The following is a 26587-nucleotide window of genomic DNA, read 5'->3' on the forward strand; positions in this document are numbered from 1 at the left end:
TTACCAGTTGCGGAAGCGCTTGGGCGGGTCGTACAGGCCGCCGGACCAGCGCACCAGATCCTTCACCGAACGCGCCGCCAACAGGTCGCGGCTGGCATCGCGCACGTTGATGCCCAGGTCATCCGGGCGCTGGATCACGCCGCGGTCGCGCAGGTTTTCCACCATCGCGCGGTCGCGGCCCAGGCCCACCGCGGTGTAGCCGGCCACGCCGCGGATCGCCTGTTCGCGTTCCTCCGGCGTGCGGCACAGCAGCAGGTTGGCAATGCCTTCTTCGGTCAGCACGTGGCTGACATCGTCGCCGTAGATCATCACCGGCGGCAGCGGCATCTGCGCGCGCTCGGCCAGTTCCCAGGCATCCAGACGTTCAACGAAGGCCGGTGCCATGTGTTCGCGGAAGGTTTCCACCATCTGCACCACCAGCTTGCGCCCGCGCGGCATTTCGCCGGGCCGTGCGGCCTGCTGGCCGGCCCTGATCCAGGCATCGCTGGCATGGCGGCGGCCGCGTGCATCCGACCCCATGTTCGGCGCACCGCCGAAGCCGGCGATGCGATCGCGCGTGGCGGTGGAACTGTTGCACTGCAGGTCGACCTGCAGGGTCGAACCGATGAACATGTCACACGCGTACAGGCCGGCGGTCTGCGAGAACGCGCGGTTGGAGCGCATCGAGCCGTCGGCACCGGTGAAGAACACATCGCCACGGGCGGCGATGTACTTCTCCATGCCCAGTTCCGAACCGAACGAATGCACCGATTTGACGAAGCCCGATTCAATGGCCGGAATCAGTGCCGGGTGCGGGTTCAGTGCCCAGTGCTGGCAGATCTTTCCTTTCAGCCCCAGTGATTCGGCATAGGTGGGCAGCAGCAGCTCGATGGCGGCCGTATCGAAGCCGATGCCGTGGTTGAGGCGGTTCACCCCGTACTCGGCGTAGATGCCCTTGATGGCCATCATCGCCATCAGCACCTGGATTTCGGAAATCTGCGCGGGATCGCGGGTGAACAGCGGCTCGATGTGGTTCGGCCGCGGTGCCTGCACCACGAAGTTGACCCAGTCAGCGGGGATATCGACGCGGGGGAGGGTGTCGACGATTTCGTTGACCTGGGCGATCACGATGCCGCCGCCGAATGCGGTGGCTTCCACGATCACCGGGGTGTCTTCGGTGTTCGGGCCGGTGTACAGGTTGCCGTGGCGGTCGGCGGCCTGCGCGGCCACCAGGGCCACGCGCGGGGTCAGGTCGATGAAGTAGCGGCCGAACAGTTCCAGGTAGGTGTGGATCGCACCGATCTGGATGCGCCCTTCGGCCACCAGGTTGGCCAGCCGCACCGACTGCGGGCCGGAGAACGAGAAGTCCAGTTTCGAGGCGATGCCGCGCTCGAACACATCCAGGTGCGAGGGCAGGGACAGCACCGACTGCACCATGTGCAGGTCGTGCACCCGCGCCGGGTCCAGGTCGGCCAGCGCCTGGGCCAGGAAATCGGCCTGCTTCTGGTTGTTGCCCTCCAGGCAGACCTTGTCGCCCGGTTCCAGCAGGGCATGCAGCAGGTCGGCGACATCGGCGGCGGCGACCTGGCGGCCCCGTGCCCAGGGCGCGGCCCGTTCCAGGCGGGCCTGGCGGCTGCGTTGCAACGTGTCCCAGCTCGGGTTCATCGACCGGCTTCCGAATGGCGTTGGAAATAATTACGCCATAATTACGGAACGGGCCGCAACTCGCAGTGCAGCAAAAGAGAAGGGCCCGCACGCAGGCGGGCCCATTCAGGTCGTGTGCCGACCAGCGGTCGGCACCCACAGTAGATCCACGCCATGCGTGGATGGGCCCCGCGATGGGGTCAGCGCCCTTTCCTGCGGAAAGGGATCCGACCCCGCTGGCTGCCTTAGAACTTCCAGCGCAGGCTGGCGGCCACGAAGCGCGGTTCGCCGTAGTTGTTGTAGTCCAGGTTGGCCCAGTAGGTCTTGTCCAGCGCGTTGCGCACGCTCAGCGTGGCCGTCCAGTTGTCGCTGATGCGGTAATTGGCGTTGAACTGCACCAGCGCATAGGCCGGCTGGTTCACCGTGACCGTGCCACCCAGCGGGTAGGGAATGTTGTAGCCCTGCACCTTGCTCTGCCACTGCACGCCGGCACCCACGCTCAGGCGTTCCAGGGCGCCGCGCAGGCGCAGCTGGGTGTTGATCTGCAGCAGGTCTTCGGCGGGGTTGGCGTACAGCAGGTCGGTGGCTGCGCGGGTCACCTTCACGTGGGTGAAGCCGGCGTTGACGGTCCAGCCCGGCAGGATCTCGCCGTTCACGTCCATTTCCCAGCCACGCGCCTTGGTGCCGTTCACGCCGATGTAGGCCGAGCTGCCATCGCTGAGCGAACCGTCCGGCACGCTCATGTCGCGCACCGCGTAGTTGTCCTGCTTGGCCTCGAACACGGCGGCATTGGCGGTCAGGCGGCCGTCGAACCACTGGGTCTTCAGGCCCGCTTCCAGGTTCGAACCCTGCACCGGGGCCAGCAGGTTCTCGTTCTTGTCCTTGTAGTTCTGCGGATTGAAGATTTCGGTGTAGCTGGCATACGCAGAGACATTCGGGGTGATGTCGAAGACCAGACCCACGTACGGAGTCACTTCATCGCTCACCTTGTAGGCGCCGCTGGTGCCGGTATAGGTGCCGGCCGCGTTGAACGCGCGGGTACGGGTTTCCCAACGGCTCAAACGCGCGCCTGCAATCAGCGAGAGCGGGTCGGCCAGGTGCAGGCGCGCGGCCAGGTACACGCCGCTCTGGGTGGTCTTGGCCACGCGGCGCGCACCGGTACGGGTGTAGGTCACCTCGGAAATATCGCCGTTCCAGTCGTACACGTTGGGAATGTAGTAGCAGCGTTCGCTGCCGCAGCGGGCCCAGTCGGTCGGGAAGTTCAGCGTGGTGGTGTTGGTGGTCGCTTCCAGGTCGGCCCACTGCGCGCCGAAGGTCAGGTCGTGCTGCTGGTTGAACAGCTCGAACGTGCCGGTCAGGTAGGCATCGATGTTGCGGCGGGTGTCTTCGGCGTCGCCGGCGGCGGCGCGCAGGAAAATGCCCGAACCGGTGGCCGGGTTCGGGTTGCCGGTGCCATACAGACGCACGTTCTGCACGTTGCCGCGGGTGTAGGCGGTGTTGATCTTCAGCAGCCAGTCGTCGCCGAAGCGCTGTTCCAGGTTGGCGAACACGGTGCTGGTCTCGCGCTGCCAGTAGCTCCACTTCGGCGACAGGTTGGTCGAGCGCGGCAGGTGGGCGAAGTTGCCCTGGCTGTCGAAGAACGGCACCGTGCCCCAGGTGGAACCCACCGGGTTGTTGTCCTGGGTCTGGTAGCCCAGGGTGACCGTGGTGCTGTCGGTCACATCGCCTTCCAGCACGGCCATGCCGGCCATCTTGTTTTCCTTGTAGCGGTCGTAATAGAAATCACGATCGGTATATGCGGCGACCACGCGGCTGCGGAAGCGACCGTCGCTGGTCAGCGGCGCGTTCACGTCCGCTTCCATGCGGCGGTAGTCCCAGCTGCCGGCACTGACTGCGAAGGAGGCATCGAACTCCTTGCCCGGGCGCTTGCGCAGCAGGTTCACCGTGGCCGACGGCACACCGGCGCCACTGAGCAGGCCGTTGGCACCGCGGATCACTTCCACGCGGTCGTAGAAGGCGGTGTCGTATTCCTGGTTGGTCGAGCCGCTGTAGGTGGGAATGCCATCGACCTGGAAGTCGGTGATGGCGAAACCACGCGCGTAGTACAGCGGGCGCTGGGTGTCATAGAAGGACACGCTGACGCCGGTCACGTTGCGCATCACGTCGTTGATGCTGAACAGCGATTCGTCCTGCAGGCGCTGCAGGCCGATCACGGTGGACGACTGCGGGGTTTCCTGCAGGGTGATCGGCAGGCGCGTGGTGCTGGCCGGGGCGGCCTTGTCGGCACGCACGCTTACCTTGTCCAGGGTCTTGGCGTCGAATGCATCAGCGCCGGCATCGGCGGCGAACGCCGAAGGGGCCGACAGGATCAGGACGGACAGCAGCGCGGCCGACAGCGGCGCGCGGCGGGGCAGGCGGGAAGCGTAGAGGGACATGGAGGGCTCGGGGCGGGAAGGGAAAGGGTGGGCGGCAACAGTCATCCGGCACCCGAGCGGCGGCGTCGGGCGGGGTCAGTTCCATCTGCGGGAGGGCGCAGGTCAGTTGCGCGGGGTGCAAATGTAAATCGTTCTTAACAACATTACAATTCCTGACAACGGCTGGGGCGTCGGCGGGGTCAGATCCCTTTGCCCCAGGCAAAGGGCTCAGACCCCATTCCAGCCCACAAACGCGAACGGCCACCCGAAGGTGGCCGTCCGTTTCTACTGCGTGGGAAACACCAGGCTTACAGCGCCTGCAGTTCCTCGTTGGCGTTGCGCTTTTCCTTCGCCGCCGCCGGGGCCGGCGTGGCCGCCGGCACGGCTGCCGGGGCGGCCGCAGCATCTGCCGGCACTTCCAGGTAGGGAAGGTGCAGGGTCTGGCTGGTCAGCGTGCGGATCTCGTTGGTCAGCGCGGCGCTTTCATTCAACTTGCGGCCGTACGACGGCACGATCTCGCGCAGGCGGGCTTCCCAGCCGGCCTTCATCTGTTCCGGGAAGGCCTTGGCCATCAGGTCCAGCATGATCGGCGGCGAAGTCGACGCGCCCGGCGAGGCGCCCAGCAGCGCGGCGATGGTGTGGTCCTTGTCGGTCACGATCTCGGTACCGAACTGCAGCACCGGGCCCTTCAGCGGGTCGCGCTTGATGATCTGCACGCGCTGGCCGGCGGTGATCAGCTTCCAGTCGCCCGGCTTGGCGTTGGGGAAGTACTTCACCAGCTCGGCCTGGCGATCGGCGTCGTTCAGGCGTGCCTGGGCCATCAGGTACTGCACCAGGTCCAGGTTGTCCTTGCCCACTTCCAGCATCGGGCCAACGTTGTTGTGGTTCACCGACGAATACAGGTCCCACCACGAGCCGTGCTTCAGGAACTTGGTGCTGTACAGCGCGAACGGGCCAAACAGCACCACCGGCTTGCCGTCCAGCTTGCGCGCATCCAGGTGCGGCACCGACATCGGCGGCGAACCGGTTTCGGCCATGCCGTAGGCCTTCACGCCGTGGCGCGAGGTCACGTCCTGGCCCTGGAAGGCCAGGAACTGGCCGCCCACCGGGAAGCCGGCGTAATCCTTCGATTCGGGAATGCCGGACATCTGCAGCAGCTTCAGCGCGGCGCCACCGGCACCGATGAAGACGAAGCGGGCATGGGTGGTGGTTTCGGTGTTGGCCTTCAGGTCCTTCACCGTCACGTTCCAGCTCTTGTCGGCGTTCTGCCGCAGCGCGCTCACTTCATGGTTCAGGTGCAGCGTGAAGTTCGGGCTGCGCTGCAGGCCGGCGGTCAGCTGGCGGGTGATCACGCCGAAGTTGACGTCGGTGCCCAGCGGCATCCAGGTGGCGGCCACCTTCTGCTTCGGGTCGCGGCCTTCCATCAGCAGCGGGGCCCACTGCTTGATCTGCGCCGGATCTTCCGAGTACTGCATGCCGTAGAACAGCGGGTTCTTCACCAGCGCCTGCTGGCGCTTGTGCAGGTAGGCAATGTTGTCATCGCCCCAGACGAAGCTCATGTGCGGGGTCGGGTTGATGAAGTCGCTGGGCTGGCTCAGCCGCCCTTCCTTCACCTGGTGCGACCAGAACTGGCGCGAGACCTCGAAGCTTTCGGCAATGCCGACCGCGCGCTTGGTCTCGATGCTGCCATCGGGCAGTTCCGGGGTGTAGTTCAGTTCGGCGAAGGCCGAATGGCCGGTGCCGGCGTTGTTCCAGCCGTCCGAGCTTTCGTTGGCCACGCCATCCAGGCGTTCATAGACCTGGATGTTCCAGTCCGGCTGCAGTTCCTGCAGGTAGGTGGCCAGGGTGATGCTCATGATGCCGCCGCCGACCAGGACGACGTCGACGGGTTTGTCGTTGCTTGCCGCCGGCACCGAGCGCTGGGTCAGCGGCCAGTACAGGAACAGCGCGGCTACCAGCAACAGCAGCACGAGCAGGGCGAGAAGGGCCTTGCCAAATTTCTTCATGGGGGTGACTTATGGCGTGGGGAAGGGGTTCAGGATGCGCGCCGGGTAGGGAAAGGGCGTGAAGAAACAACGCCTTGCAGCATCCAAGGGGCGGATTCTAACCCTTTCGGGTCCGGATTTGGTGCAACGCAGCATCCGACCGCCCTGGCGCGGTAGCGCGGGGTCACTCCCCTCAGACCAGCTCCAGAATCTCGTCCCCGGCCTCGTCCACCTCGCCGGTGGCTCGCCAGCCCAGGTGACGGTAGAACCCGTACGAGCGCGAGCGGGGATCGGCCGAACAGGCCAGGAACAGCCGGCCATGCCCGGCAGCGCGGGCAAGTTCGATTACTTCCTGCAGCAATCGCTGGCCGATGCCGCGGCCCTCATAATCCGGCAGCAAGGCCAGTACCAGCACTTCGCCACTGTCACGGTCGGCGAAGCCATAGCCGACCAGGGTGCCGTTGTCTTCGGCGATGTGGCCGATGAAGTCGCCCTGTGCAATGCCCTCGGCCCAGCTGTCCGCGGTGATGCCCAGCTCGGCCAGTTGCGCCGCACTGAAGGCGTTCTCGCGGGTTCGCCCGCGCAGGTCGATGCAGGCGGCCGCATCATCGGGCCGGGCGGGGCGGTAGTGGATCGTCATGTCTGTTCCCTTGGTAGCGCCGGGCCATGCCCGGCGGAGGCATTGGCCACGAACGGTAGCGCCAGGCCATGCCTGGCGGATCCGTTCAATCACTGCCAATAGTGAAGTATTCGGCCGCGAAGTAGACCACCTGGTAAACCAGCGCCACCGCGGCCAGCAGCAGGTGCGCGCGGGCGCTGCGCAGGTTCCAGCCCAGCACGCAGACCACCAGCATCAGCGCCGAATGCAGCGGATAGGCTTCGCCCAGCAACTGCCAGCGGCTGCGCCCCTTGATCGCCGTGTCCACCAGATCCAGCAGCGTCAGCACGGCGATCACGCCGAAGATCCAGCGCCGGCGCTGCAGCAGATAGTGCCCGTAGCTGCCGTAGTCGCGCAGGTCGTCGGGAAACAGCAGCGCGCACAGCAGGAACCAGGTTGCGCTGTAGGCGATCACGAACAGATAGGTTTCAAACGTCCAGCGGTGCACTTCGATCAGGCGGAATTCCCACCACCAGAACGTGACCAGCGACACCAGGGTCCACGCCACCCAGCACAGGTGCAGGGCCGAACAGCCGCGCCGCTGCGGGTGCTCGATGATCTGCGCCAGCCCCTTCAGCAGGGTGGTGATCGACAGGCCCAGGATGATGCCCATCACCACGCGGATATGCAGGAACAGCGGATCGGTCCCCATCGCCCAGCCCCTCAAGGTCGGTTGCCGCGATGCTGGCACAGAAAAAGGCCCCGCAGAATGGGGTCAGAGCCCGTTGCGCAGCAACGGGATCCGACCCCGGGCCGCCTCAGCGCTTCCGCCGCACCAGCGCGGTCGATGCATCAAGCACGGCGCGGGTCAGCAGGGCCATGGTCTGCACATCGCCCTTCCAGTGCTGCCAGTACAGCGGCACGTCTTCCCAGGCGCGCTGGCGAACGTAGACCAGGCGGCCGGCATCCAGGTGCCGCTTCACCAGCGGCAGTGGGTTCATGGTCCAGCCCAGACCGCCCAGATTGGCCTGCACGAACGCGCGGGTGGAGGGAATCCACCAGGTCGGCGCGGTGCTGGGCAGCTCGTCGCCGGCCATGCGCCGGGCGAACCGGGCCTGCATGTCGTCCTTGCGGTTGAACACCAGCACCGGTGCCTGCGCCAGCGCCTGCGCGGTCACGCCCTTGGCGAAATGCTGGTCGCGGAATTCCGGTGTGCAGGTGGCGGCGTAGCGGATGCTGCCCAGCGCATGGATCTGGCAACCCTGCACCGGTTCGTCCAGCGTGGTCACCGCGCCCAGCACCGTGCCCTGGCGCAGCAGTTCCACGGTGTGGTCCTGGTCTTCCACGCGCAGGTCCAGGGTGGTGCCGGTGCCCTGGGCAAAGGCGTGCGCAGCCTGCGGAAACCACGTTTCCAGGCTGTCATGGTTCACCGCCACCGGAATGCTGGCCTGGGGCAGGTCCTCGTCGGCCAGGCCCATGCGGTGCAGCGCATCATGCTCCAGCAGGGCGGTCTGTTCGGCCAGCTGCACCAGCAACTGGCCTTCGGCGGTGGCGGTGGCCGGGGTGCCGCGCTTCACCAGCAGGCGGCCGATGCGGTCTTCCAGCGCCTTGACCCGCTGCGAGATGGCCGATGGGGTGACATTGAGCGCCTGCGCAGCGCGGTCGAAGCTGCCCTCGCGGATCACCGCGGCCAGGGCCCGCAGCTGGGCGTGATCGATACGCATCCGATTAAGCTCCGCTAATGTTGGTTTAGTAAGTTTAGCTCGTCTTCTTAATGTTGCGGCGCGACAATAGCGTCCATTCCGGTGCTGTCCGCCTTCGCGAGGCACCGTCCCCCCAGCAAGACAAGGCAGTGAATCCCATGTTCTCGGTCATCTCCGCCAGCACCGGCCTCGGTGCCTGGTTCTCTGGTGCAGCCACCGGCATCGGCCTGTTCGCCGTGGTCGGTGCCCAGAGCGCCTTCATCCTGCGCCAGGGCATCCTGCGCAAGCACATCGTGCCGGTGGTCGCCACCTGCGCGGCCATCGATGCGTTCTTCATCTTCGCCAGCGTGGCCGGCCTGCGCACCCTCACCACGGCGCTGCCGTGGCTGACCACCGCGGTGCTGTGGACCGGTGTCGCCTTCCTGGCCTGGTATGCCATGAAGTCCGCGCGCCGTGCCTTCGCCGGTGGCGGTGGCATGGGCGAGGCCGACAGTGACGACGGCAGCCGCCGTGCGGTGCTGATGGCGGCGGTCGGCTTTTCGCTGATCAATCCGCACTTCTGGCTGGACATGATGGTGATCGGTTCGATTGCCGAAAACTTCGGCAATGCGCGCATGGCCTTCGCCGCCGGCGTGGTCACCGCCAGCTGCCTGTGGCTGACCGCGCAGGGCCTGGGCGCGCGCCTGCTGGCACCGTTGTTCACCAAGCCCAGCACCTGGCGCGTGCTGGACGGCACCATCGCCGTGATCCTCAGCATCCTGGCCCTGACCCTGGCGGTGCGCGGGGTCCACTGACCCACCGCGCACGCCCCCCGAACCCACGTCCTGACTCTCTCTCCAAGGTAGTGGCCATGACGGCACCGGCAACGGTGCCGTCTTTTTTTGTCGCCGCCAGCACTGGCGGGCGGGAATCGGCCGTGCCTAGAATCGGCGATGCGGACAGGGTGTCCGCTTCAAGGGGGAAGGATGCGCAAGTGCTTGTTGGCTGCCCTGGTGGCTGCCGTGCTGTTGCCGGGGAAGGCAATGGCAGTCGATGTGGATGCGTTCGTGCGCCAAGATGCGTTCGGCGATCTGAAGATTTCACCCAGTGGCCAGTACTACGCCACCACCGTGCCGGGCGAGGATTTCACCGCGCTGGCGATCCTGCGGTCATCGGACAATTCCGTGGTCAGCAGCATGCGGCCACCGAGCAACAACCACGCCACCGATTTCCATTGGGTGAACGACTCCCGCCTGCTGATCGGCGTGGCTGAAAAGTTCGGCAGCCTGGACAAGCCGTCGCCCACCGGCGAGTTGCTGTCGATGAACGCCGAAAGCGGCCGTACCGAACTGCTGGTGGGCTACCGGGTAACCAGCAATGGGCCGGGCACGCGCATCCAGCCGAAGAAGGTGGAGGCCATCGCTGCCTTCCTGTCCGACGACCTGCCTGACGATGAGCGCAACGTGGTGATCGCGGTGTGGCCCTTCAGCGAGGATCCCTACACCCGCGCCGAGCGCCTGGACGTACAGAGCGGCATGCGCGCCACGGTGGCCCGTTCGCCGGTGCGCCGCGCCGACTTCACCACCGATGCGCAGGGCCAGGTGCGTTTTGCCCACGGCGCGGGCACGGACAACGTCAACAAGCTGTACTACCGCGCGGCCAACGGTACCGACTGGGCGCTGGTGAACGATGAGAGTGTGTCCGCGCGCATCGAAACCGCGATTGGCTTTTCCGAAGATGGGCAGCTGGCCTATCTGAAGAGCGAGCAGTCCAGCGGTCCCGATGCCATCGTCAGCTGGAACCCGCAGACACGTGAGCGCAAGACCGTGCTGCGCGACGAGGTGGTCGATCCGTACCGCATCATCGTTCGCCCCGGTACCCGCATTCCGGTCGGTGCGCTGTACCTGGGCGACACCCCGCGCACCCGTTTCTTCGATGAGACCTCGGCCGACGCGCGGCTGTACCGCAGCCTGGAAGCGGCGTTCCCCGGCCAGGCGGTCTTCATCACTTCCAGCACCCGCGACGGAAACAAGGTGCTGGTGCGCGTCTGGTCCGGCTCCAACCCCGGCGACTTCTATGTCTACGATATCGCCGCGCGCAAGGCCGATTACCTGATCAGCCGCAGCGACTGGATCAACGTGGAAAAGACCGCGACGGTCAAACCGTTCAAGCTGCAGGCCCGCGACGGCCTGCCGCTGCACGGCTACCTGACCGTGCCGCATGGCAGCGACGGCCGTAACCTGCCGATGGTGGTCATGCCGCACGGTGGGCCGCTTGGCATCTACGACGATGGCAGCTACGACCGCGAAGCGCAGATGCTGGCCGCGGCCGGTTACGCGGTGCTGCAGGTCAATTTCCGCGGCTCGGGCAACTACGGCCGCGCCCACGGCCAGGCGGCGGCCGAGCAATGGGGCAAGGCCATGCAGGATGACGTGACCGACGCCACCCGCTGGGCGATCAGCCAGGGTGTGGCCCACAAGGACCGCATCTGCATCTACGGCGCCAGCTACGGTGCGTATTCGGCCATGATGGGCGCCGTGCGCGAACCCGGCCTGTACCAGTGCGCGGCCGGCTATGTGGGGGTGTATGACCTGCCCATGATGTTCAACCGCGGCGACGTGCAGGACCGCAAGTCGGGCATGACCTACCTGCGCGAATGGCTGGGCGACCCGGCCAAGCTCGGTGCGGTATCGCCGGTCAACCTGGCCGCGCAGATCAAGGTGCCGGTGTTCCTGGCTGCCGGTGGTGAGGACAAGCGCGCACCGATCCAGCACACCGAACGCATGGAAGCGGCGCTCAAACGTGCCGGAACGCCGGTCGAAAGCCTGTACTACAAGACCGAAGGCCACGGCTTCTACACGCTGGAACACAAGCGCGAGTACTACGGAAAACTGCTGGCCTTCCTGTCGCGCAGCCTGGGCGGCGCCACGGCCAGCGCCAGCGTTCCGGCGGTCAAGGGCAAGGCGCCCTGAGTCCGGCGGCACGGGTGCGCGGGTCATTTGACCCCGTGCATCATCCGCTTCAGCAGCGGGGCGGCAACGAAGGCCGCCACCGCACAGCCCAGGCCGATCCACATCAGCAGCCAGAACAGGTGCGCATAGGCACCGGCGGCGGCCACCATGTCCAGCGCTTCGCCTTCGGGCACCTCGATCGCCGCCAGCTTGCCGAACAGCGCGGCCAGCGTTTCCGAAAACGCGGTGGCCAGGAACCAGGTGCCCATCATCAGGCTCATCACCCGCGGTACGGCCAGCTGGGTCACCGCCGACAGGCCGACCGGCGACAGGCACATTTCGCCGCTGGCCAGCAGGAAGTAGGCCAGCACCAGCCACCACACGCTGGCCATCTCACCGGTGGCGCCCACCTGCTGCGCGGCCAGCGCCAGCGGTACGAACGACAGCGCGCCGATTACCAGGCCCCAGGCCGATTTCACCGGCTTGCCCGGCTCCCAGCCGCGGCGGTCCATCCAGGTCCATAGCGCGGCGAAGGCCGGCGCCAGCAGCACCAGGAACAACCCACCCAGGTAGGTGAGCGAACCGGCGGTCTGCGGAATCACCAGGCAGTCGCGCACCAACAGCACCAGCATCAGCGCCACGATGGCGATGAAGAACGCACGCGGTGCGTTCGAACCCGGGCGCCGCTCCGCCAGGCGCGCGCTGACCACGAAGCCCAGCGGCGCCAGCAGCAGTGACACGATCGACCACGGCAGGGGCGTGCCTTCGGTAATCACCAGCGCCGGCACGATGTCCTTGGTCAGCAGCCGGTCGGTGAAGGTGACCCACGATCCGTACGACTGCTCGTACATCGTGAAGAACACCAGCGCCATGAAGATCAGCACCATCAGCGCGATCATCTGCTGGCGCTGCACCGGCGTGCATTGGCTGCCGGTGAACCAGGAGAACCAGACCAGCACGCCGCCCAGCACCACCAGCATCAGCATCAGCGCCAGGCTGATTTCACCGCCCAGCGCGAAGGCGCCGTTGCCGGCCGCCCACATCAGCCAGGCCACTGGCAGCACACCGATCACCGCGCACAGGTAGATCAGCCACTCGCGCGGCAGGCCCAGCACCTTCTGCTTCAATGCCGCCGGCTGCGGCGGCTCGGCGTGGCCGTGCAGGTACTTCTGGCCCCACAGGAACATGGCCAGGCCGGCCAGCATGCCGATGCCGGCCGCACCGAAGCCGTACTTCCAGCCGTAAGCCTCGCCCAGGAAACCGCAGACCAGCGACGAGAACAGCGCGCCCAGGTTGATGCCGGCGTAGAACAGCGAGAAGCCCGAATCGCGGCGCGGGTCGTCCTTGGGGTAGAGCTTGCCGACGATGGTGGAAATGTTCGGCTTCAGGAAGCCCACGCCCATGATGATCAGCGCCAGCGAGAGATAGGTCACCGCCAGTGCCGACGTATCGCGCACCACCTCACCGTTCACCCGGTACGCCGCGTGCCCTTCGAAGGCCATGCCCAGGTGGCCCAGCACCAGCAGGATGCCGCCGAACAGCACCGCGCGGCGCATGCCCAGCCAGCGGTCGGCCAGCATGCCGCCGAACACCGGAATGCAGTACACCAGGCCACCATAGGCACCCAGCAGATCCAGCCCGGCCTTGTCACCGAACAGGTGGTACTTGGTCAGGTACAGCAGCAGCAGCGCCTTCATGCCGTAGAAGGAGAAGCGCTCCCACATTTCGGTGAAGAAGCAGACGTAGACGCCCTTGGGGTGGCCCAGGAAATCGTCGGAAGCAATCGCGGTGGAATTCATCGGCGGATTATAGGCGCGCGCTGTGGCCCGCGCCGGATAGCGCCGGGCCATGCCCGGCGGCCCCAGTAGGTCCACGCCATGCGTGGATGACGCTCACCCCTCGCGGTCGATCACAGATACCGCAGCCACGCCAGATCGCGCCGGCGCGCCTTGAACCGCCCGAACGCGCGCGTGGCCGGGTACAGCGCCACCGCCAGCGCACAGGCCACCAGCAGCAGGCCGGCCACCGAATCCAGCGCGTACAGGCTGCCATGGGTCGGCCCCCAGATCGTCAGCGCGGCCAGGTACATCAGCTTCAGCACATACAGGTGCAGCAGGTAGAAGAACATCGGCGCGGCGCCAATGTCGGCCAGCGGCTGCAGCGCGCGGGCCAGCGGCGCCCACCCATACAGGCGCAGCAACAGCAGGCCGACGCCCAGGGTCAGCAGCAGGAACTGCAGCGACGGCGGGTACTTGGTCACGTTGAACACGCTCATCCAAGTGCGCAGCGCGCTGTCCTGGTGCTGCCACGGCGCTTCGCCATACCCGTTGGCCAGGCGCAGCAGGGCGAACGCCGCCAGCGCACCCAGCCCGGCCCACAGCAGCCAGCGCTGGCGCTGCGCCGGGTCGCGGTCGCGGGCGAACCACGGCCCCATCAGATAGCCCAGGGCGATCACCCCGATCCACGGCAGCAGCGGGTAGGAGGTGCGCAGGCGCATCACCCCGGCGTCGATCCAGTCGCGCTGGTGCAGCACCTTCCACAGCACGGCCAGTACGCCATTGCCTTCCACCCGCACCCCATCGAACAGGTTGTGGCCGGCCACCAGCAGCACGCCCAGCACCAGCAGGGCAGGGCGCGGCAGCCACAGCAGGCCGGCCAGCGCGATCATGCTCAGCCCGATCGCCCAGATCACCTGCAGGTACAGGGTGTCCGGCGGGAACTGGAAGGTCCAGGCGAAGCTCACCAGGGTCAGCTCCAGCACCACCAGGAACAGGCCGCGCTTGAGCAGGAAGGCCGCCGTGGCCCGGCGCGGTTCGGCCTGGCGCTGGCCGTACAGCCATGCCGACAGGCCGGTCAGCAGCACGAACACCGGGGCGCACAGGTGGGCCAGCAGGCGGCAGGCGAACAGGGCCGGCGAGACCGTGGCGGCATCCATCGGGTCGCTCACCTGGTACTGCAGGAAAAAGGTCTCGCGCACGTGGTCCAGCAGCATCAGCAGCATCACGGTGCCGCGCAGCTGGTCGATGGAGGCCAGACGGGGGGAGGGGGAAGAGGTCATGCGGGAAGGGGAACAAACGAATTGGATAGGATATAACATATCGTTTGCGTCAGTCCCAACGGGGGTTTGCCGGTTCGGCCCGTTGGCGGTGCCGACGGCCGTGGCGGACGCTCCAACAGGCGCCCCCATCCTTTGGCACGCTGGACTTGCCGCCCCCTGAACGCTAGCGTGCAAGGGATTTTTTGCCAGCAGGGGCTTCCATGAACCACGACGCTGCGCCCAAGCAGCTCACCTTCCGCGCAGTGGCCCTGGCCATCGTGCTGGCGGTGGTGCTGTCAGCGGCCAACGCCTACCTCGGTCTGTTCGCAGGCCTGACCATCGCCACCGCCATTCCCGCCGCGGTCATTTCCATGGGCGTGCTGCGCCTGCTGGGCGGTGGTTCCATCCTCGAAAACAACATCGTGCAGACCGGCGCCTCGGCCGGTTCGTCCATCGCCGCCGGTGTCATCTTCACCATTCCGGCGCTGGTCATCATGGGCTACTGGCCCGACTTCAAGTACTGGTGGGTGCTGGGCATCGCCGGTCTGGGCGGCCTGCTGGGCGTGCTGTTTTCGGTGCCGCTGCGGCGTTCGATGATCGTCGAAGACCCGCTGCCGTTCCCGGAAGGAAAGGCCGCAGCCGAAGTGCTCAAGGCCGGTGAGAACCCCGGCCCGGGCCTGAAGATCCTGGGTCTGTCGGCCGTGATCGGTGCCTTCGTGAAGCTGGCCGCCGCCAGCGGCATGCGCTTGATTCCGGATGCCTGGGCCACCTCGGCCTACCTCGGCAGCTCCAAGATCACCGCCTTCATCGGCACCAACCTGTCGCCGGCCCTGCTGGGCGTGGGTTACATCGTCGGCCTGAACGTGGGCATCGTGGTGGTGTCCGGTTCGATCCTGTCCTGGCACATCGCCATTCCGCTGTACCAGGCATTCTTCACCCAGACCGATCCGGGCCTGGCCAGCGCCATTGCCGGCGCTTCGTCCACCGATGCGGCGTTCGCCATCTGGAGCGCGAAGATCCGCTACCTGGGCGTGGGCGCCATGCTGATCGGCGGCATCTGGACGTTGATTTCGCTGCGCAAGTCGCTGCTGAACGGCGTCAAGAGCGGCTTCGCCGCCGCGCGCAAGAGTGGCGGCCCGGTGCTGGCCCACACCGAACGCGATCTGCCGATGAAGTGGATGCTGGTGGCCCTGGTGGCCTTCGTGCTGCCGCTGCTGGCCCTGTACCAGGCCATCGTCGGCCAGTGGCACGTGTCCATTCCGATGACCATCATCATGATCGTCGCCGGCTTCCTGTTCGTGTCGGTGTCGGCCTACCTTGCCGGTCTGATCGGTTCGTCCAACAACCCGGTCTCGGGCATCACCATCTCCACCATCCTCTTCGCTTCGGCGGTGCTGGTGGTGCTGCTGGGCGCCGATGGCCTGAAGCCGGTGGGCGTAGGCCATGCGCCGCTGGGCGCGGTGGCCGCCATCATGATCGGTGCGGTGGTGTGCTGCGCCGCCGCCGTGGGTGGCGACAATCTGCAGGATCTGAAGGCGGGCTACATCGTTGGCGCCACCCCGTGGAAGCAGCAGCTGATGCTGGGCATCGGTGCGTTCTCGTGCGCGCTGATCATGGCACCGGTGCTGAACCTGCTGGCCACCGCCTACGGCATCGGCGCGCCGACGGCCGAACACCCCAATGCGCTGGCCGCACCGCAGGCCAACCTGATGGCCTCGGTGGCCAAGGGGCTGTTTGGTGGCGAACTGCCGTGGACCTTCATCGGCATCGGTGCCGGCGTGGGCGCGCTCATCATCGCCTTCGACAGCTGGCTGAAGTCGCGCAACGCACGCTTCCGCGTGCCGGTGCTGGCGGCCGCCATCGGCATCTACCTGCCGCTGGAACTGATGGTGCCGATCTTCCTGGGCGGCCTGATCGCCCACTTGGTCGAGCGCTTCCACAAGGTGCGTGCCGACGATGAAGAAGGCCGCGACCGCGTGCACAAGCCGGGCGTGCTGTTCGCCGCCGGCCTGATCACCGGCGAAGCCCTGATGGGCATCGCCATCGCGATTCCGATCGTGCTCAGTGGCGAGGCCGACGTGCTGGCCGCACCGTTCTCGCTGCCGGGCGCGCAGTGGATCGGCCTGGCCGTGCTGTTCCTGGTGGGTCTGCTGATCTACCGCACCGGCAAGCGCGCGCAGGCGTAATGCCCGAGGGGTCGGATCCCTTCCCGCAGGGAAGGGCTCTGACCCCGGCTGGCAGTCTCTGGGGTCAGAGCCGATTCCTGCGGAATCGGATCCGACCCCCGTGCCCCCACAGACCCCGCTTCGGCGGGGTTTGCTGTTTCTGGCGGCGGGATCGGCGCTGGCCGGCAGCCATGACCGATGGCCTTGGCAGCCCCGCCCGCGCAGGCCTACCATCGGTTTTTTGCCGTCCTGCGGAGACCCCGATGAAACTGCGTCATGCCCTGCTGCCACTGAGCCTGCTGGCCGCCCTGCCCAGCGTTGCCGCTGCCCGTGGCCTGGAAGTCCGCGACATGGTGGCCATGGATCGCGTCTCCGCCCCGGTCCTGACCGCCGATGGCAGCACCGTGGTGTTCGCCAAGCGCAGCACCGACGCCGCGCTGAAGTCCAGCACCGCCCTGTTCGCGCGCAACCTGCGCACGCGTGATGCGGCCCCGCCGAAGCAGATCACCCCGGCTGGCTGGAACGTCAATTCGGCTTCGCTGTCGGCCGATGGCCAGACCGTCTATTTCCTCAGTGCCAAGAACGGCAGCCAGCAGCTGTACGCGCAGCCGATCAGCGGCGGCACCCCGCGCCAGCTGACCGACTTCCCGGTGGACGTGGACAGCTACCACGTCTCGCCGCAGGACGACCGCGTGCTGTTCAGCGCCGGCGTGTTCCAGGCCTGCGCCTCCGACCTGGCCTGCACCGAAAAGAAGCTGAAGGACGTGGCCAGCGCCAAGGCCAGCGGCAAGGTCTTCGATTCGCTGTTCGTGCGCCATTGGGACACCTGGAACGACGGCCGCCGCAACACCCTGTTCGTGGCCCCGCTGCCGGTTGCCAAGGGTGGCCCGGTGAAGGGCGCCTCGGCACTGAGCGCCACCATTGATGGCGACGCGCCGTCCAAGCCGTTCGGCGGCAATGATGATTTCACCTGGTCGCCCGATGGCAGCAGCGTGGTCGCCAGCATCCGCGTGGCCGGCAAGCAGGAACCGTGGTCGACCAACTTCGACCTGTACCGCTTCGATGCCGCCGGTAAGCAGGCGCCGGTGAACCTGACCGCGTCGAACCCGGCCTGGGATGCCGGCCCGGTGTTCAGCGCCGACGGCAAGACCCTGTTCTACCGCGCCATGAAGCGCCCGGGCTTCGAAGCCGACCGCTTCGGCCTGATGGCGATGGACCTGGCCAGCGGCAAGACCCGCGAAATCGCCCCGCAGTGGGACCGCTCGGCCGGTGAGATCACCCTGTCCGCCGATGGCGCCAGCATCTTCACCACCACCGACGACCTGGGTGAGCACCCGCTGTTCCAGATCGACGTGGCCAGCGGCAAGGCCACCAAGGTCATCGGCGATGGCACCGTGTCTTCGGTCAGCGTGGCCGGCAACAGCGTGGCTATCACCCGCAACAGCCTGAAGAGCAACGACCAGGTGCTGGTCGGCCTGCTGCCGGCCGCCGGCGAAACCATGGGCCCGCTGCGCGCGCTGACCCCGGCGGCCGGTGAAGTGCTGAAGGACGTCAGCTTCGGCGATTACGAACAGTTCGAGTTCAAGGGCTGGAACAACGACACCGTGCACGGCTACGTGGTCAAGCCGCACAACTACCAGGAAGGCAAGTCCTACCCGGTCGCGTTCCTGATCCACGGCGGCCCGCAGGGCAGCTTCGGCAACGGCTGGAGCTACCGCTGGAACCCGCAGACCTACACCGGCCAGGGCTACGCGGTGGTCATGATCGACTTCCACGGTTCCACCGGCTACGGCCAGGCCTTCACCGATGCGATCAGCCAGCACTGGGGCGACCGCCCGCTGGAAGATCTGCAGAAGGGCTGGGACGCGGCGCTGAAGAAGTATTCCTTCCTCAACGGTGACAAGGCCTGTGCGCTGGGCGCCAGCTACGGCGGCTTCATGGTCAACTGGATCGCCGGCAACTGGAACGGCCCGTTCAAGTGCCTGGTGAACCACGATGGTGTGTTCGACCAGCGCATGATGGGCTATGCCACCGAAGAACTGTGGTTCACCGAATGGGAGCAGGGCGGTACCCCGTACCAGAAGGCGGCCAACTACGAGAAGTTCAACCCGGTCAACCACGTGGCTGACTGGAAGAAGCCGATCCTGGTCATCCACGGCCAGCAGGACTTCCGCATTCCGGTCGAACAGGGCCTGGCCGCGTTCACCGCCGCCCAGCGCCAGGGCATCGAATCGAAGTTCTTGTACTTCCCCGACGAGAACCACTGGGTGCTGAAGCCGGCCAACAGCATCCTGTGGCATGACACCGTCAACGCCTGGCTGAAGCAGCACATCGGCGAATAAGCCGCTGCAGCGCCAAGGGGTCGGAGCCCATCCGCAGCGCGGATGGGATCCGACCCGATCCATCGACTGTTCCTGGGGTCAGGGCCCTTTCGCATTGCGAAAGAGACCCGACCCCGCACCCAGAGCGCCTGCATGATCCAGAACGACATCGTCGTCTTCGGTTTGATCGCCGCTACCCTCGGCGCCGTGTTCTGGACCGCTTCGCGCGAGCAGGGCCTATGGAAGCGCTTCTACACCTTCGTGCCGGCGCTGCTGCTGTGCTATCTGCTGCCGGGCATCTACAACACCGTCGGCCTGATCGACGGGCAGAACACCAAGCTGTACAACCCGGTGGCGCGCGACATCCTGCTGCCGGCGGCGCTGATCCTGCTCACCCTGGCGGTGGACATCAAGGGCATCCTGCGGTTGGGCCCGAAGCTGGTGCTGATGTACCTGGGCGCCTCGGCCAGCATCATGCTGGGCGCGGTGGTGGCTTTCCTGGTGATGCGCGCGATCCATCCCGATACGATGGCCGGCGATACCTGGGCCGGCATGGCCGCGTTGGCGGGCAGCTGGATTGGCGGCGGCGCCAACATGCTGGCCATGCGCGAAGTCTTCGACGTCAACGCCACCACCTTCGGCCAGTTCGCGGTGGTCGATGTAGGCGTGGGTTATGTGTGGATGGCCGCGCTGATCTTCCTGGCCGGGCGCGCGGCGAAGATCGATGCGCGCAGCGGCGCCGATACCTCGGCCATCGATGAATTGAAGGAGCGTATCGCACGCTTCCAGGCCGAGCACGAGCGCATTCCCAGCCTGACCGACCTGATGCTGATCGTGGCGGTGGCGTTCGGTGGCGTGGGCCTGGCCCATGCCATCGGCGCGCCGTTGGCAGCCTGGTTCAAGGCCAACGTCAGCTGGGCCGCGCAGTTCAGCCTGGATGCGCCGTTCGTGTGGGTGGTGGTGCTGTCCACCACGCTGGGCCTGGGGCTCAGCTTCACCCGTGCGCGCACGCTGGAAGGCGCCGGCGCCTCGCGGCTGGGTTCGCTGCTGCTGTACTTCCTGATTGCCTGCATCGGCATGCAGATGGACCTGCTGGCGTTGCTGGACCGGCCGTGGCTGTTCCTGCTGGGGCTGATCTGGATCGCCGTGCACATCGGCCTGCTGTGGTGCCTGGGCAAGCTGCTGAAGGTGCCGTTCTTCTACTTCGCCATCGGTTCGCAGTCGAACATCGGCGGCCCGGCCTCGGCACCGGTGGTGGCCGCCGCGTTCCATCCGGCACTGGCGCCGGTGGGCGTGCTGCTGGGCACGATGGGGTATGCCACCGGCACCTATCTGGCCTATGTGGTCGGCATCACCCTGCGCGCGCTGGCCACGTAGCAGATCCACGCCATGCGTGGAGGGTGCGGACCAAGGTCCGCACCTACCAACGGCGCCGGGGATCTGACCCCGGTTCACGGCGGTTACGCCACCGGCAACCCGCGTTCGATCAACCACGCCTTCGCGTCTTCGGCGTCCTGTTCGAACCATGCCTGGGTGGACCCCAACCGGTACGTATACCCCCACGCATCCATGTCAGCCATCAGCCGCGCGCTGCCCACGCCGGGCAGCTGCCCGGCCAGCACGATCTGCAGGTAGCAGGTGGCATCTTCCTCGGGCACCGAATCGGTGGCGTCGGTGTGCACCTGCGCACGCCGTTCCGGCGGCAGCACGATCAGGTGGCAGGCTTCGTGCAGCATCGAGTGCACCGGCGTGTCGTCACGCACGTAGACGTTGCTGGCGATGATGCCGGCCTCGGGTTCACCCCAGTAGCTGCCAGGAATGGCTTCGCCGGCGGGCACGTGGTGCAGCCGCAGGCCATGCGCGGACAGCAGCTGCTGCGCATCGGCGAAGGCGATGTCGCCAACGCGGGTCACGTTCGGTTCGGGTGTAGTGTGGGTCATGCGGGGTCACACAGCCCCGCCCATGCAGGCACGGGCGGGGCACGGGGTCAGGGCTTGTCCGGGCCTTCAGGCAGCGCCACGGAAATATCCAGCACGTCGTGCTGGCCATCCTTCACCAGGTCGACCTTCACCGCATCGACGTCGATGTTCACGTACTTCTTGATCACTTCCAGCAGCTCGCGCTGCAGCAGCGGCAGGTAGTCCGGGCCACCGCGGTGGCTGCGTTCCTGCGCGATGATGATCTGCAGGCGGTTCTTGGCGGTTTCGGCGGTGGTCTTCTTCGCTTTGAGGAAATCAAACAGGCCCATGCTTACCCTCCGAACAGCTTGCTGAAGAAGCCCTTCTTCTCGACGCTGGTGAAGCGCATCGGGCGTTCTTCGCCCAGGATGCGCGCGACGGCATCGTCGTAGGCCTGGCCAGCGGCGGATTCGACATCCAGGATCACCGGTTCACCCTTGTTGGATGCGTTGAGCACGTCGCCCGATTCGGGGATCACGCCAATGGCCTTCAGGCCCAGCACTTCTTCCACGTCGGCAATGCTGAGCATTTCGCCACTTTCCACGCGCACCGGGGTGTAGCGGGTCAGCAGCAGGAAGGCCGGCACGTTCTGGCCCGATTCGGCCTTGTGGGTCTTCGAATCCAGCAGGCCGATGATGCGGTCGGAGTCGCGCACCGAGGACACTTCCGGGTTCACCACCACCACCGCGCGGTCGGCGAAGTACATGGCCAGGAACGCGCCCTTTTCGATGCCTGCCGGCGAATCGCAGATGATGTAGTCGAAGCCGTCGGCGGCCAGGTCCTTCAGCACCTTGCCCACGCCTTCCTGGGTCAGCGCATCCTTGTCGCGGGTCTGCGAAGCGGCCAGCACGTACAGGTTGTCAAAGCGCTTGTCCTTGATCAGGGCCTGCTTCAGGGTGGCTTCGCCGTGCACGACGTTCACGAAGTCGTACACCACGCGGCGTTCGCAACCCATGATCAGGTCGAGGTTGCGCAGGCCGACGTCGAAGTCGATCACGGCCACCTTCTTGCCGCGCCGTGCCAGGCCGCAGGCCAGGCTCGCGCTGGAAGTGGTCTTGCCGACGCCGCCCTTGCCGGAGGTGACTACGATGATTTCAGCCAAAGGACTTCTCCTGATGATTCTGTTTGGGTGCTGCGTCAGTCCAGCGCAGCGATCTTGATCTGGTCCTGTTCCAGCCACACCTGCACGGCCTTGCCGCGCAGGTTGTCCGGCACATCGTCCAGTACCTTGTAATGGCCCGCAATGGCGACCAGTTCTGCATGGAAATCGCGGCAGAAGATGCGTGCCGCGGTGTTGCCCTGGGCCCCTGCCAGCGCGCGGCCGCGCAGGGTGCCGTAGATATGGATGCTGCCGTCGGCGATCACCTCGGCGCCTGCGCCGACGGTGGCCATGACGGTCAGATCGCAGTTTTCCGCGTACAGCTGCTGGCCCGAACGCACGTTGCCCAGCTGCATGCGGCCCGGCTGCGGCGCGGCGGCGTCGGCGGCCTTGCCCACCGGCGTGGCCGGGGCGGGCTTGGCTTCGGCCTTGGCCGCGCGGCGCGGTTCGGCCGGCGGCGGCGGCGGGGCCGGTTCGGCCTCGGCGCGTTCGTACTGGGCGCGGAACTTGGCCAGCAGCGGCAGGCCCAGCTGCTGCGACAGCAGATCGATGGCCGTAGTGCCGTAGGCCAGCGCCACCGGCAGCACGCCGGCGCTGCGCAGGCCATCCACCAGCGCCTGCGCGGTGGCCACGTCCGGCACCTGGCTCAGGCCGCCGAAATCGAGGATGACCGCGGCGCGGCCGAACAGCTTCGGCGCACGGGTCACCCGCTCCTGCATTTCCTGCACGAGGCGTTCGACATCAAGGGTACGGATGCGCAGGTTGGCAATGCCCACCTGGCCGATCTTCAGTTCACCGGCCTGTTCGTAATCAAAATTCACCGCCACGCTCAGGTCCCCGTCGGCCGCTGTGCCTGCGCCGGCAGCTGCCGGTCGCGCGCCCACGCTACATCGGGCAGCTTGCCGCCGTAGGTGTCCTGCACCCAGGGGTAGCTGCACAGTTCCTTGGCCAGCATGCTGGCGCGCACATCCACGTGCGGCATGGTGTTCTGGCCCAGCTCGCGGAAGCCGAAGCTGCCGTGGAAGAGCAGGGCGGCATCGGCGCCGTGGTCCAGGAACACTTCGCAGGTCATCTGCGGGTAGCGCAGTTCGGCAAAGCTCTGCGCATCGGCATAGAACGCACGGCCGACGCCACCGCCGCGGCGGCGGCTGGCGACCACGATGCGGTCGATATAGAAGAAGGGGGTGTCCAGCTGCTGCTTGAACCAGGCGAAATTGCTGCTGTCGTGCTGGCTGTCGCTGCCGAAGCCGATCAGGAAGCCGGCCAGGTTGCCGTCGCGCTCGGCGACGCGGAAATATTCAGCGGTTTCGTAGAACAGGTGCAGCCGGGCCGCATCCAGCGGAAGGATGGCCAGGCCAGCATTGTTGTTCAACGCCAGGACGGAATCGAGCTCGTGCTCGCGCACGTCGCGGATGACAATCGACATTGTGACTCCGTGGGGTAACGCGGTTGGTCCTGCGAACGGACCCTGCGCACGATTATTGCATGCCCGGGGTGGGCTGCGGCATGAACAGGGGGCAGGGGCAAGCATGACTTTATGCCCTTGGGGCAGACCGCGCACAGGCTACGATGGGCCATGCTGGCCCGACTGAACCACAATGCGATGCTGCGCTACTCCGGGTTGTTCACCTGGGGCACCGTTGGCCTATGGCTGGCGATCTACCTGATCGATCCGGTCTCGCTCACCCTGGAAAGCCTGGATGGCGAAGCCGGCTACCGGGTCATTCCGTGGGCCTCGGCCTACCTGGCCTTCGGCGTGGTGTACTGGGGCCTGACCCGCGACTTGGGCGAAAGTGGCCCCGGCTTCTTCGACCACGCCGCGCTGATCCTGCTCACCGCCTGCGCCATCGGCGTCAGCTATTTCTCCGGCACCGCGCTGGGCAGCATCCTGCTGATGGTGGTGGCCGGGCTGCTGCCCTGGCTGCTGGGCCCGCGCATCGGCGTGGTCTGGCTGGTGGCCAGCAACCTGGCCGTGCTGCCGGTCTACATCAAGCCGCTGGGCTTCCCGCCGGTCATCGCCGTGCTGCAGGCGATGGGCTACATGGGCTTTTCCAGCTTCGTGTTCGTCATCGCGCTGGTGGCGCGGCGCCAGGCCGAAGCGCGCGACGAGCAGCGCCGCCTGAATGCTGAACTGCGCGCCACCCGCGCCCTGCTGGCCGAAAGCGCGCGGGTGAACGAACGCACGCGCATTTCCCGCGAGCTGCACGACGTGCTGGGCCACCAGTTGACCGCGCTCACCCTGAACCTGGAGGTGGCCGGCCACCTGGCCGAGGGCAAGGCGCTGGAACATGTGAAGCGCTCGCACACCCTGGCCAAGCTGCTGCTGGGCAACGTGCGCGAAGTGGTCAGCCAGCTGCGCGAGACCGGTGCGATCGACCTGGCCGCCGCGCTGCGCCCGTTGACCGAGAACGTGCCCTCGCTGGACATCCAGCTGGAGGTGGAGGAGCCGCTGAACGTGGAGGACCCGCAGCGGGCCCACGTGCTGCTGCGCTGCACCCAGGAAATCATCACCAACACGGTGCGCCACGCCCATGCCCGCCACCTGTGGATCCGGGTCTACCGCGAAGTGCCGGGGCAGGTGGTGGTGGAGGCCCGCGACGACGGCGTCGGCGCGGAAATGGTCAATGCAGGCAATGGCTTGCGCGGCATGCGCGAGCGCCTGCAACAATGTGGGGGCCAGCTGCAGGTGGAGACCCGCCCTGGCGACGGCTTCCGCCTGCGTGCCACGGTACCGGCCACGGTGCTGGCCGCACTTACCCAGGTTCCTGAAGGAGTACGGTGATGATTCGCGTCTGCCTGGTCGATGACCAAACCCTGGTGCGGCAGGGAATCCGCTCCCTGCTGGCGCTCGACGATGGCATTGAAGTGGTGGCCGAGGCGGCCGACGGCCGGCAGGCGGTCGAGCTGGTGCCGCAGGTGCGCCCGGACGTGGTGCTGATGGACATGCGCATGCCGGTGATGTCCGGCCTGGAAGCCCTGCAGGTGCTGTCGCGGCAGGAACAGCTGCCGCCGACCATCATCCTGACCACCTTCGACGATGACCAGTTGGTGCTGGCCGGGCTGAAGGCCGGCGCCAAGGGCTATCTGCTGAAGGATGTGACCCTGGAACAGCTGGTGGGGGCCATCCGTACTGTGGCCGACGGCGGCTCGCTTGTGCAGCCGGCGGTGACCCAGCGCCTGCTGTCCGGGCTGGAGCACATGCGCAACGATTTCGTCAGCCTGGACCGGCCGGACCCGCTCACCGACCGTGAGACGGAGATCCTGCGGCTGATGGCCAGCGGCTTCTCCAACAAGGAAATCGCCAATTCGCTGGGCGTGGCCGAGGGCACCATCAAGAACCACGTCTCGAACATCCTGTCCAAGCTGGGCGTGCGCGACCGCACCCGCGCGGTGCTGAAGGCGTTCGAACTCCAGTTGGTTTGATTAAAATCCTTTCAGGACAAGGGCTTGGGTCGTGTTTTCAGGCCCGGGGCGGGGTGCCCCCCTACTTGCCGGGGCCCCAGATGCGTTACCCTTCAAAATCTTTGTCCATACAAATACGCAGCCGGCACGGAAACCGGTGCGCCAATCCGATAAACAATGCCTGCGAAGCCTGCTAGGATTGGCGCTTCGCTTCAATCAACCCGGCCGTGGGATCGGCCCCGGAGACTCTCTGAATGACCCGTATTATCGAGTTCCTGATCGCCTTGGGGATCGTGGCTGGCCTGTTCGTCATCATTGGCGTATGTCTGCCGGGCGAGCGTCACATCACCGAAAGCATCGAGACCAACCGCAAGATGACGATCGTGTACGACACGGTCAACAGCCTGCGCCGCTTCAAGGACTGGAACCCGCTGGTACTGCGCGATCCCGCCGTTGACCTGAAGCTGTCCGGCCCGGCCTCGGGCGTGGGTGCCACCCTCGATTTCGCCTCCAAGGACCTGGGTAACGGTTCCTGGAAGATCACCGAATCGGAAGAAAACAAGCGCGTTGTGATCGCCGTCGAAGACCCGACCAAGGGCCACGACAAGGTCACCACCTTCACCCTGGAGCCGACCGGCAAGGGCGGTCGTAACGTCAAGATCACCCAGGATTACTCGGTGAAGTACGGCTTCGACCTGTTCGGCCGTTACGCCGGCCTGTATGTCAGCCGCCAGATCGGCGACGACATCAAGATGGGTCTGTCGCGCATGGCCAACATGCTGGCCACCGTGCCGAACGTTGACTACCGCACCGCCGAAGCCCCGCTGACCGATCTGGCCATCGTGGACGTGCCGGCCGAAGACCTGCTGGTCGTCAATGCCGGTAACGTCGATCGCGGCCAGGACACCATCACCAAGTCCATCAAGGACAACCAGGAATGGATCAAGCGCGTGATGGAGGCCAATGGCCTGGAAGCCGCCGGCCCGTTCCGCGTCATCACCACCGATTTCGGTGCTGAGAAGTACGCCTTCGACATCGCCCAGCCGGTGAAGAAGAAGGGCGCTGAAGGCGCGGCTGCCGAAGAACTGTCCGTCAAGATCGACGGCGGCGCTCCGGTGAAGTACGTCCGTGTTGCCCCGCACCGTTCGGCCCACGCGGCCTACACCGGCCACATGGCTGGCCTGGACATCGCCCGCAACGCACTGCGTGCCTGGGCCGTGACCAACGGTTCGGAAGTGGTCGATCGTCCGTACGAGTCCTGGAAGGATGGCGTGGACAAGTCGTTCACCCCGGAAGGTACCTACGACATCTACTGGGCCGTCAAGTAAGCCTCGGCTGACCCATGTAGTGTT

Annotated in this window: 21 protein-coding genes; 8 read left to right on the forward strand and 13 right to left on the reverse strand. The window is 66.4% G+C overall.

The genetic code is table 11. The features are described from left to right. From mdcA to C1932_RS05640, 6 genes are all read right to left on the reverse strand, one after another. On the reverse strand, nt 1-1644 hold the full coding sequence (gene mdcA / locus C1932_RS05615) for a malonate decarboxylase subunit alpha (RefSeq protein WP_108761484.1): 1644 nt from the start codon (nt 1642-1644) through the stop codon (nt 1-3). A 224-nt stretch (nt 1645-1868) separates the two neighbouring features. After that, nucleotides 1869-4058, reverse strand: coding sequence for a TonB-dependent siderophore receptor (locus C1932_RS05620; protein ID WP_108761485.1), 2190 nt, complete (start codon nt 4056-4058; stop codon nt 1869-1871). Between the two features lie 287 nt (nt 4059-4345). Then, entirely contained in the window at nt 4346-6043 is a 1698-nt protein-coding gene (gene mqo, locus C1932_RS05625) for a malate dehydrogenase (quinone) (protein WP_108761486.1), read from the reverse strand. Between the two features lie 172 nt (nt 6044-6215). Continuing rightward, on the reverse strand, nt 6216-6662 hold the full coding sequence (locus C1932_RS05630) for a GNAT family N-acetyltransferase (RefSeq protein ID WP_108761487.1): 447 nt from the start codon (nt 6660-6662) through the stop codon (nt 6216-6218). 85 nt (nt 6663-6747) lie between these two features. Then, nucleotides 6748-7332 carry a hypothetical protein gene (locus C1932_RS05635; RefSeq protein ID WP_108752463.1) on the reverse strand — a complete coding sequence of 195 codons (585 nt, stop codon included), beginning with the start codon at nt 7330-7332 and terminating at the stop codon, nt 6748-6750. A gap of 106 nt (nt 7333-7438) precedes the next feature. Then, nucleotides 7439-8344 carry a LysR family transcriptional regulator ArgP gene (locus tag C1932_RS05640; protein WP_108748911.1) on the reverse strand — a complete coding sequence of 302 codons (906 nt, stop codon included), beginning with the start codon at nt 8342-8344 and terminating at the stop codon, nt 7439-7441. 137 nt (nt 8345-8481) lie between these two features. Between C1932_RS05640 and C1932_RS05645 the strand changes: the two genes are divergently transcribed. Next, nucleotides 8482-9117, forward strand: coding sequence for a LysE family transporter (locus C1932_RS05645; RefSeq protein ID WP_108748912.1), 636 nt, complete (start codon nt 8482-8484; stop codon nt 9115-9117). Between the two features lie 171 nt (nt 9118-9288). Next, nucleotides 9289-11274: a prolyl oligopeptidase family serine peptidase gene (locus C1932_RS05650; RefSeq protein WP_108761488.1), complete on the forward strand. Its 1986-nt coding sequence runs from the start codon at nt 9289-9291 to the stop codon at nt 11272-11274. A 23-nt stretch (nt 11275-11297) separates the two neighbouring features. Here C1932_RS05650 and C1932_RS05655 read toward each other — a convergent pair whose 3' ends face one another. Beyond that, nucleotides 11298-13052 (reverse strand): oligopeptide:H+ symporter, encoded by a 1755-nt coding sequence (locus tag C1932_RS05655; protein WP_108761489.1) that lies wholly within the window; start codon nt 13050-13052, stop codon nt 11298-11300. Between the two features lie 110 nt (nt 13053-13162). Beyond that, nucleotides 13163-14311: a heparan-alpha-glucosaminide N-acetyltransferase domain-containing protein gene (locus tag C1932_RS05660; RefSeq protein WP_108761490.1), complete on the reverse strand. Its 1149-nt coding sequence runs from the start codon at nt 14309-14311 to the stop codon at nt 13163-13165. Between the two features lie 200 nt (nt 14312-14511). On the opposite strand from C1932_RS05660, the gene C1932_RS05665 reads away from it, so the two are divergent. The 3 genes from C1932_RS05665 (at nt 14512) to C1932_RS05675 (ending at nt 20153) form a co-directional block, all read left to right on the forward strand. After that, nucleotides 14512-16476: an oligopeptide transporter, OPT family gene (locus C1932_RS05665; protein WP_108761491.1), complete on the forward strand. Its 1965-nt coding sequence runs from the start codon at nt 14512-14514 to the stop codon at nt 16474-16476. Nucleotides 16477-16718: 242 nt separating this feature from the next. Further along, complete coding sequence (locus tag C1932_RS05670) at nt 16719-18797, forward strand: S9 family peptidase (protein ID WP_108761492.1); 2079 nt, start codon at nt 16719-16721, stop codon at nt 18795-18797. A 132-nt stretch (nt 18798-18929) separates the two neighbouring features. Then, nucleotides 18930-20153: a DUF819 family protein gene (locus C1932_RS05675; RefSeq protein ID WP_108761493.1), complete on the forward strand. Its 1224-nt coding sequence runs from the start codon at nt 18930-18932 to the stop codon at nt 20151-20153. Nucleotides 20154-20236: 83 nt separating this feature from the next. Here the strand turns inward: C1932_RS05675 and C1932_RS05680 are convergent, their stop codons facing one another. From C1932_RS05680 to C1932_RS05700, 5 genes are read right to left on the reverse strand one after another with little or no spacing between them, the layout of a single operon-like run. Then, nucleotides 20237-20716 carry a hypothetical protein gene (locus C1932_RS05680; RefSeq protein WP_108761494.1) on the reverse strand — a complete coding sequence of 160 codons (480 nt, stop codon included), beginning with the start codon at nt 20714-20716 and terminating at the stop codon, nt 20237-20239. Between the two features lie 47 nt (nt 20717-20763). Continuing rightward, nucleotides 20764-21024 carry a cell division topological specificity factor MinE gene (gene minE, locus C1932_RS05685; RefSeq protein ID WP_005408532.1) on the reverse strand — a complete coding sequence of 87 codons (261 nt, stop codon included), beginning with the start codon at nt 21022-21024 and terminating at the stop codon, nt 20764-20766. 2 nt (nt 21025-21026) lie between these two features. Further along, complete coding sequence (minD, locus tag C1932_RS05690) at nt 21027-21836, reverse strand: septum site-determining protein MinD (RefSeq protein WP_108748921.1); 810 nt, start codon at nt 21834-21836, stop codon at nt 21027-21029. Nucleotides 21837-21871: 35 nt separating this feature from the next. After that, the gene (minC, locus tag C1932_RS05695; RefSeq protein WP_108748922.1) at nt 21872-22660 is read right to left on the reverse strand and encodes a septum site-determining protein MinC; all 789 of its coding nucleotides are present in this window, start codon (nt 22658-22660) and stop codon (nt 21872-21874) included. A 2-nt stretch (nt 22661-22662) separates the two neighbouring features. Then, a complete protein-coding gene (locus tag C1932_RS05700) occupies nt 22663-23259 on the reverse strand; it encodes a GNAT family N-acetyltransferase (RefSeq protein WP_108748923.1) in 597 nt (198 codons plus the stop codon). A gap of 150 nt (nt 23260-23409) precedes the next feature. Between C1932_RS05700 and C1932_RS05705 the strand changes: the two genes are divergently transcribed. The 3 genes from C1932_RS05705 (at nt 23410) to C1932_RS05715 (ending at nt 26563) form a co-directional block, all read left to right on the forward strand. Further along, nucleotides 23410-24615: a sensor histidine kinase gene (locus tag C1932_RS05705; RefSeq protein ID WP_108752472.1), complete on the forward strand. Its 1206-nt coding sequence runs from the start codon at nt 23410-23412 to the stop codon at nt 24613-24615. Next, nucleotides 24615-25256 carry a response regulator transcription factor gene (locus C1932_RS05710; RefSeq protein ID WP_108748925.1) on the forward strand — a complete coding sequence of 214 codons (642 nt, stop codon included), beginning with the start codon at nt 24615-24617 and terminating at the stop codon, nt 25254-25256. The genes C1932_RS05705 and C1932_RS05710 overlap by 1 nt, the downstream gene beginning before the upstream one ends. Nucleotides 25257-25489: 233 nt before the next feature. Next, nucleotides 25490-26563: an SRPBCC family protein gene (locus tag C1932_RS05715; RefSeq protein ID WP_108761495.1), complete on the forward strand. Its 1074-nt coding sequence runs from the start codon at nt 25490-25492 to the stop codon at nt 26561-26563. The last annotated feature ends 24 nt before the right edge of the window (nt 26564-26587 follow it).

This window comes from Stenotrophomonas sp. YAU14D1_LEIMI4_1 (genome assembly GCF_003086815.1).
Classification (GTDB): Bacteria; Pseudomonadota; Gammaproteobacteria; order Xanthomonadales; family Xanthomonadaceae; genus Stenotrophomonas.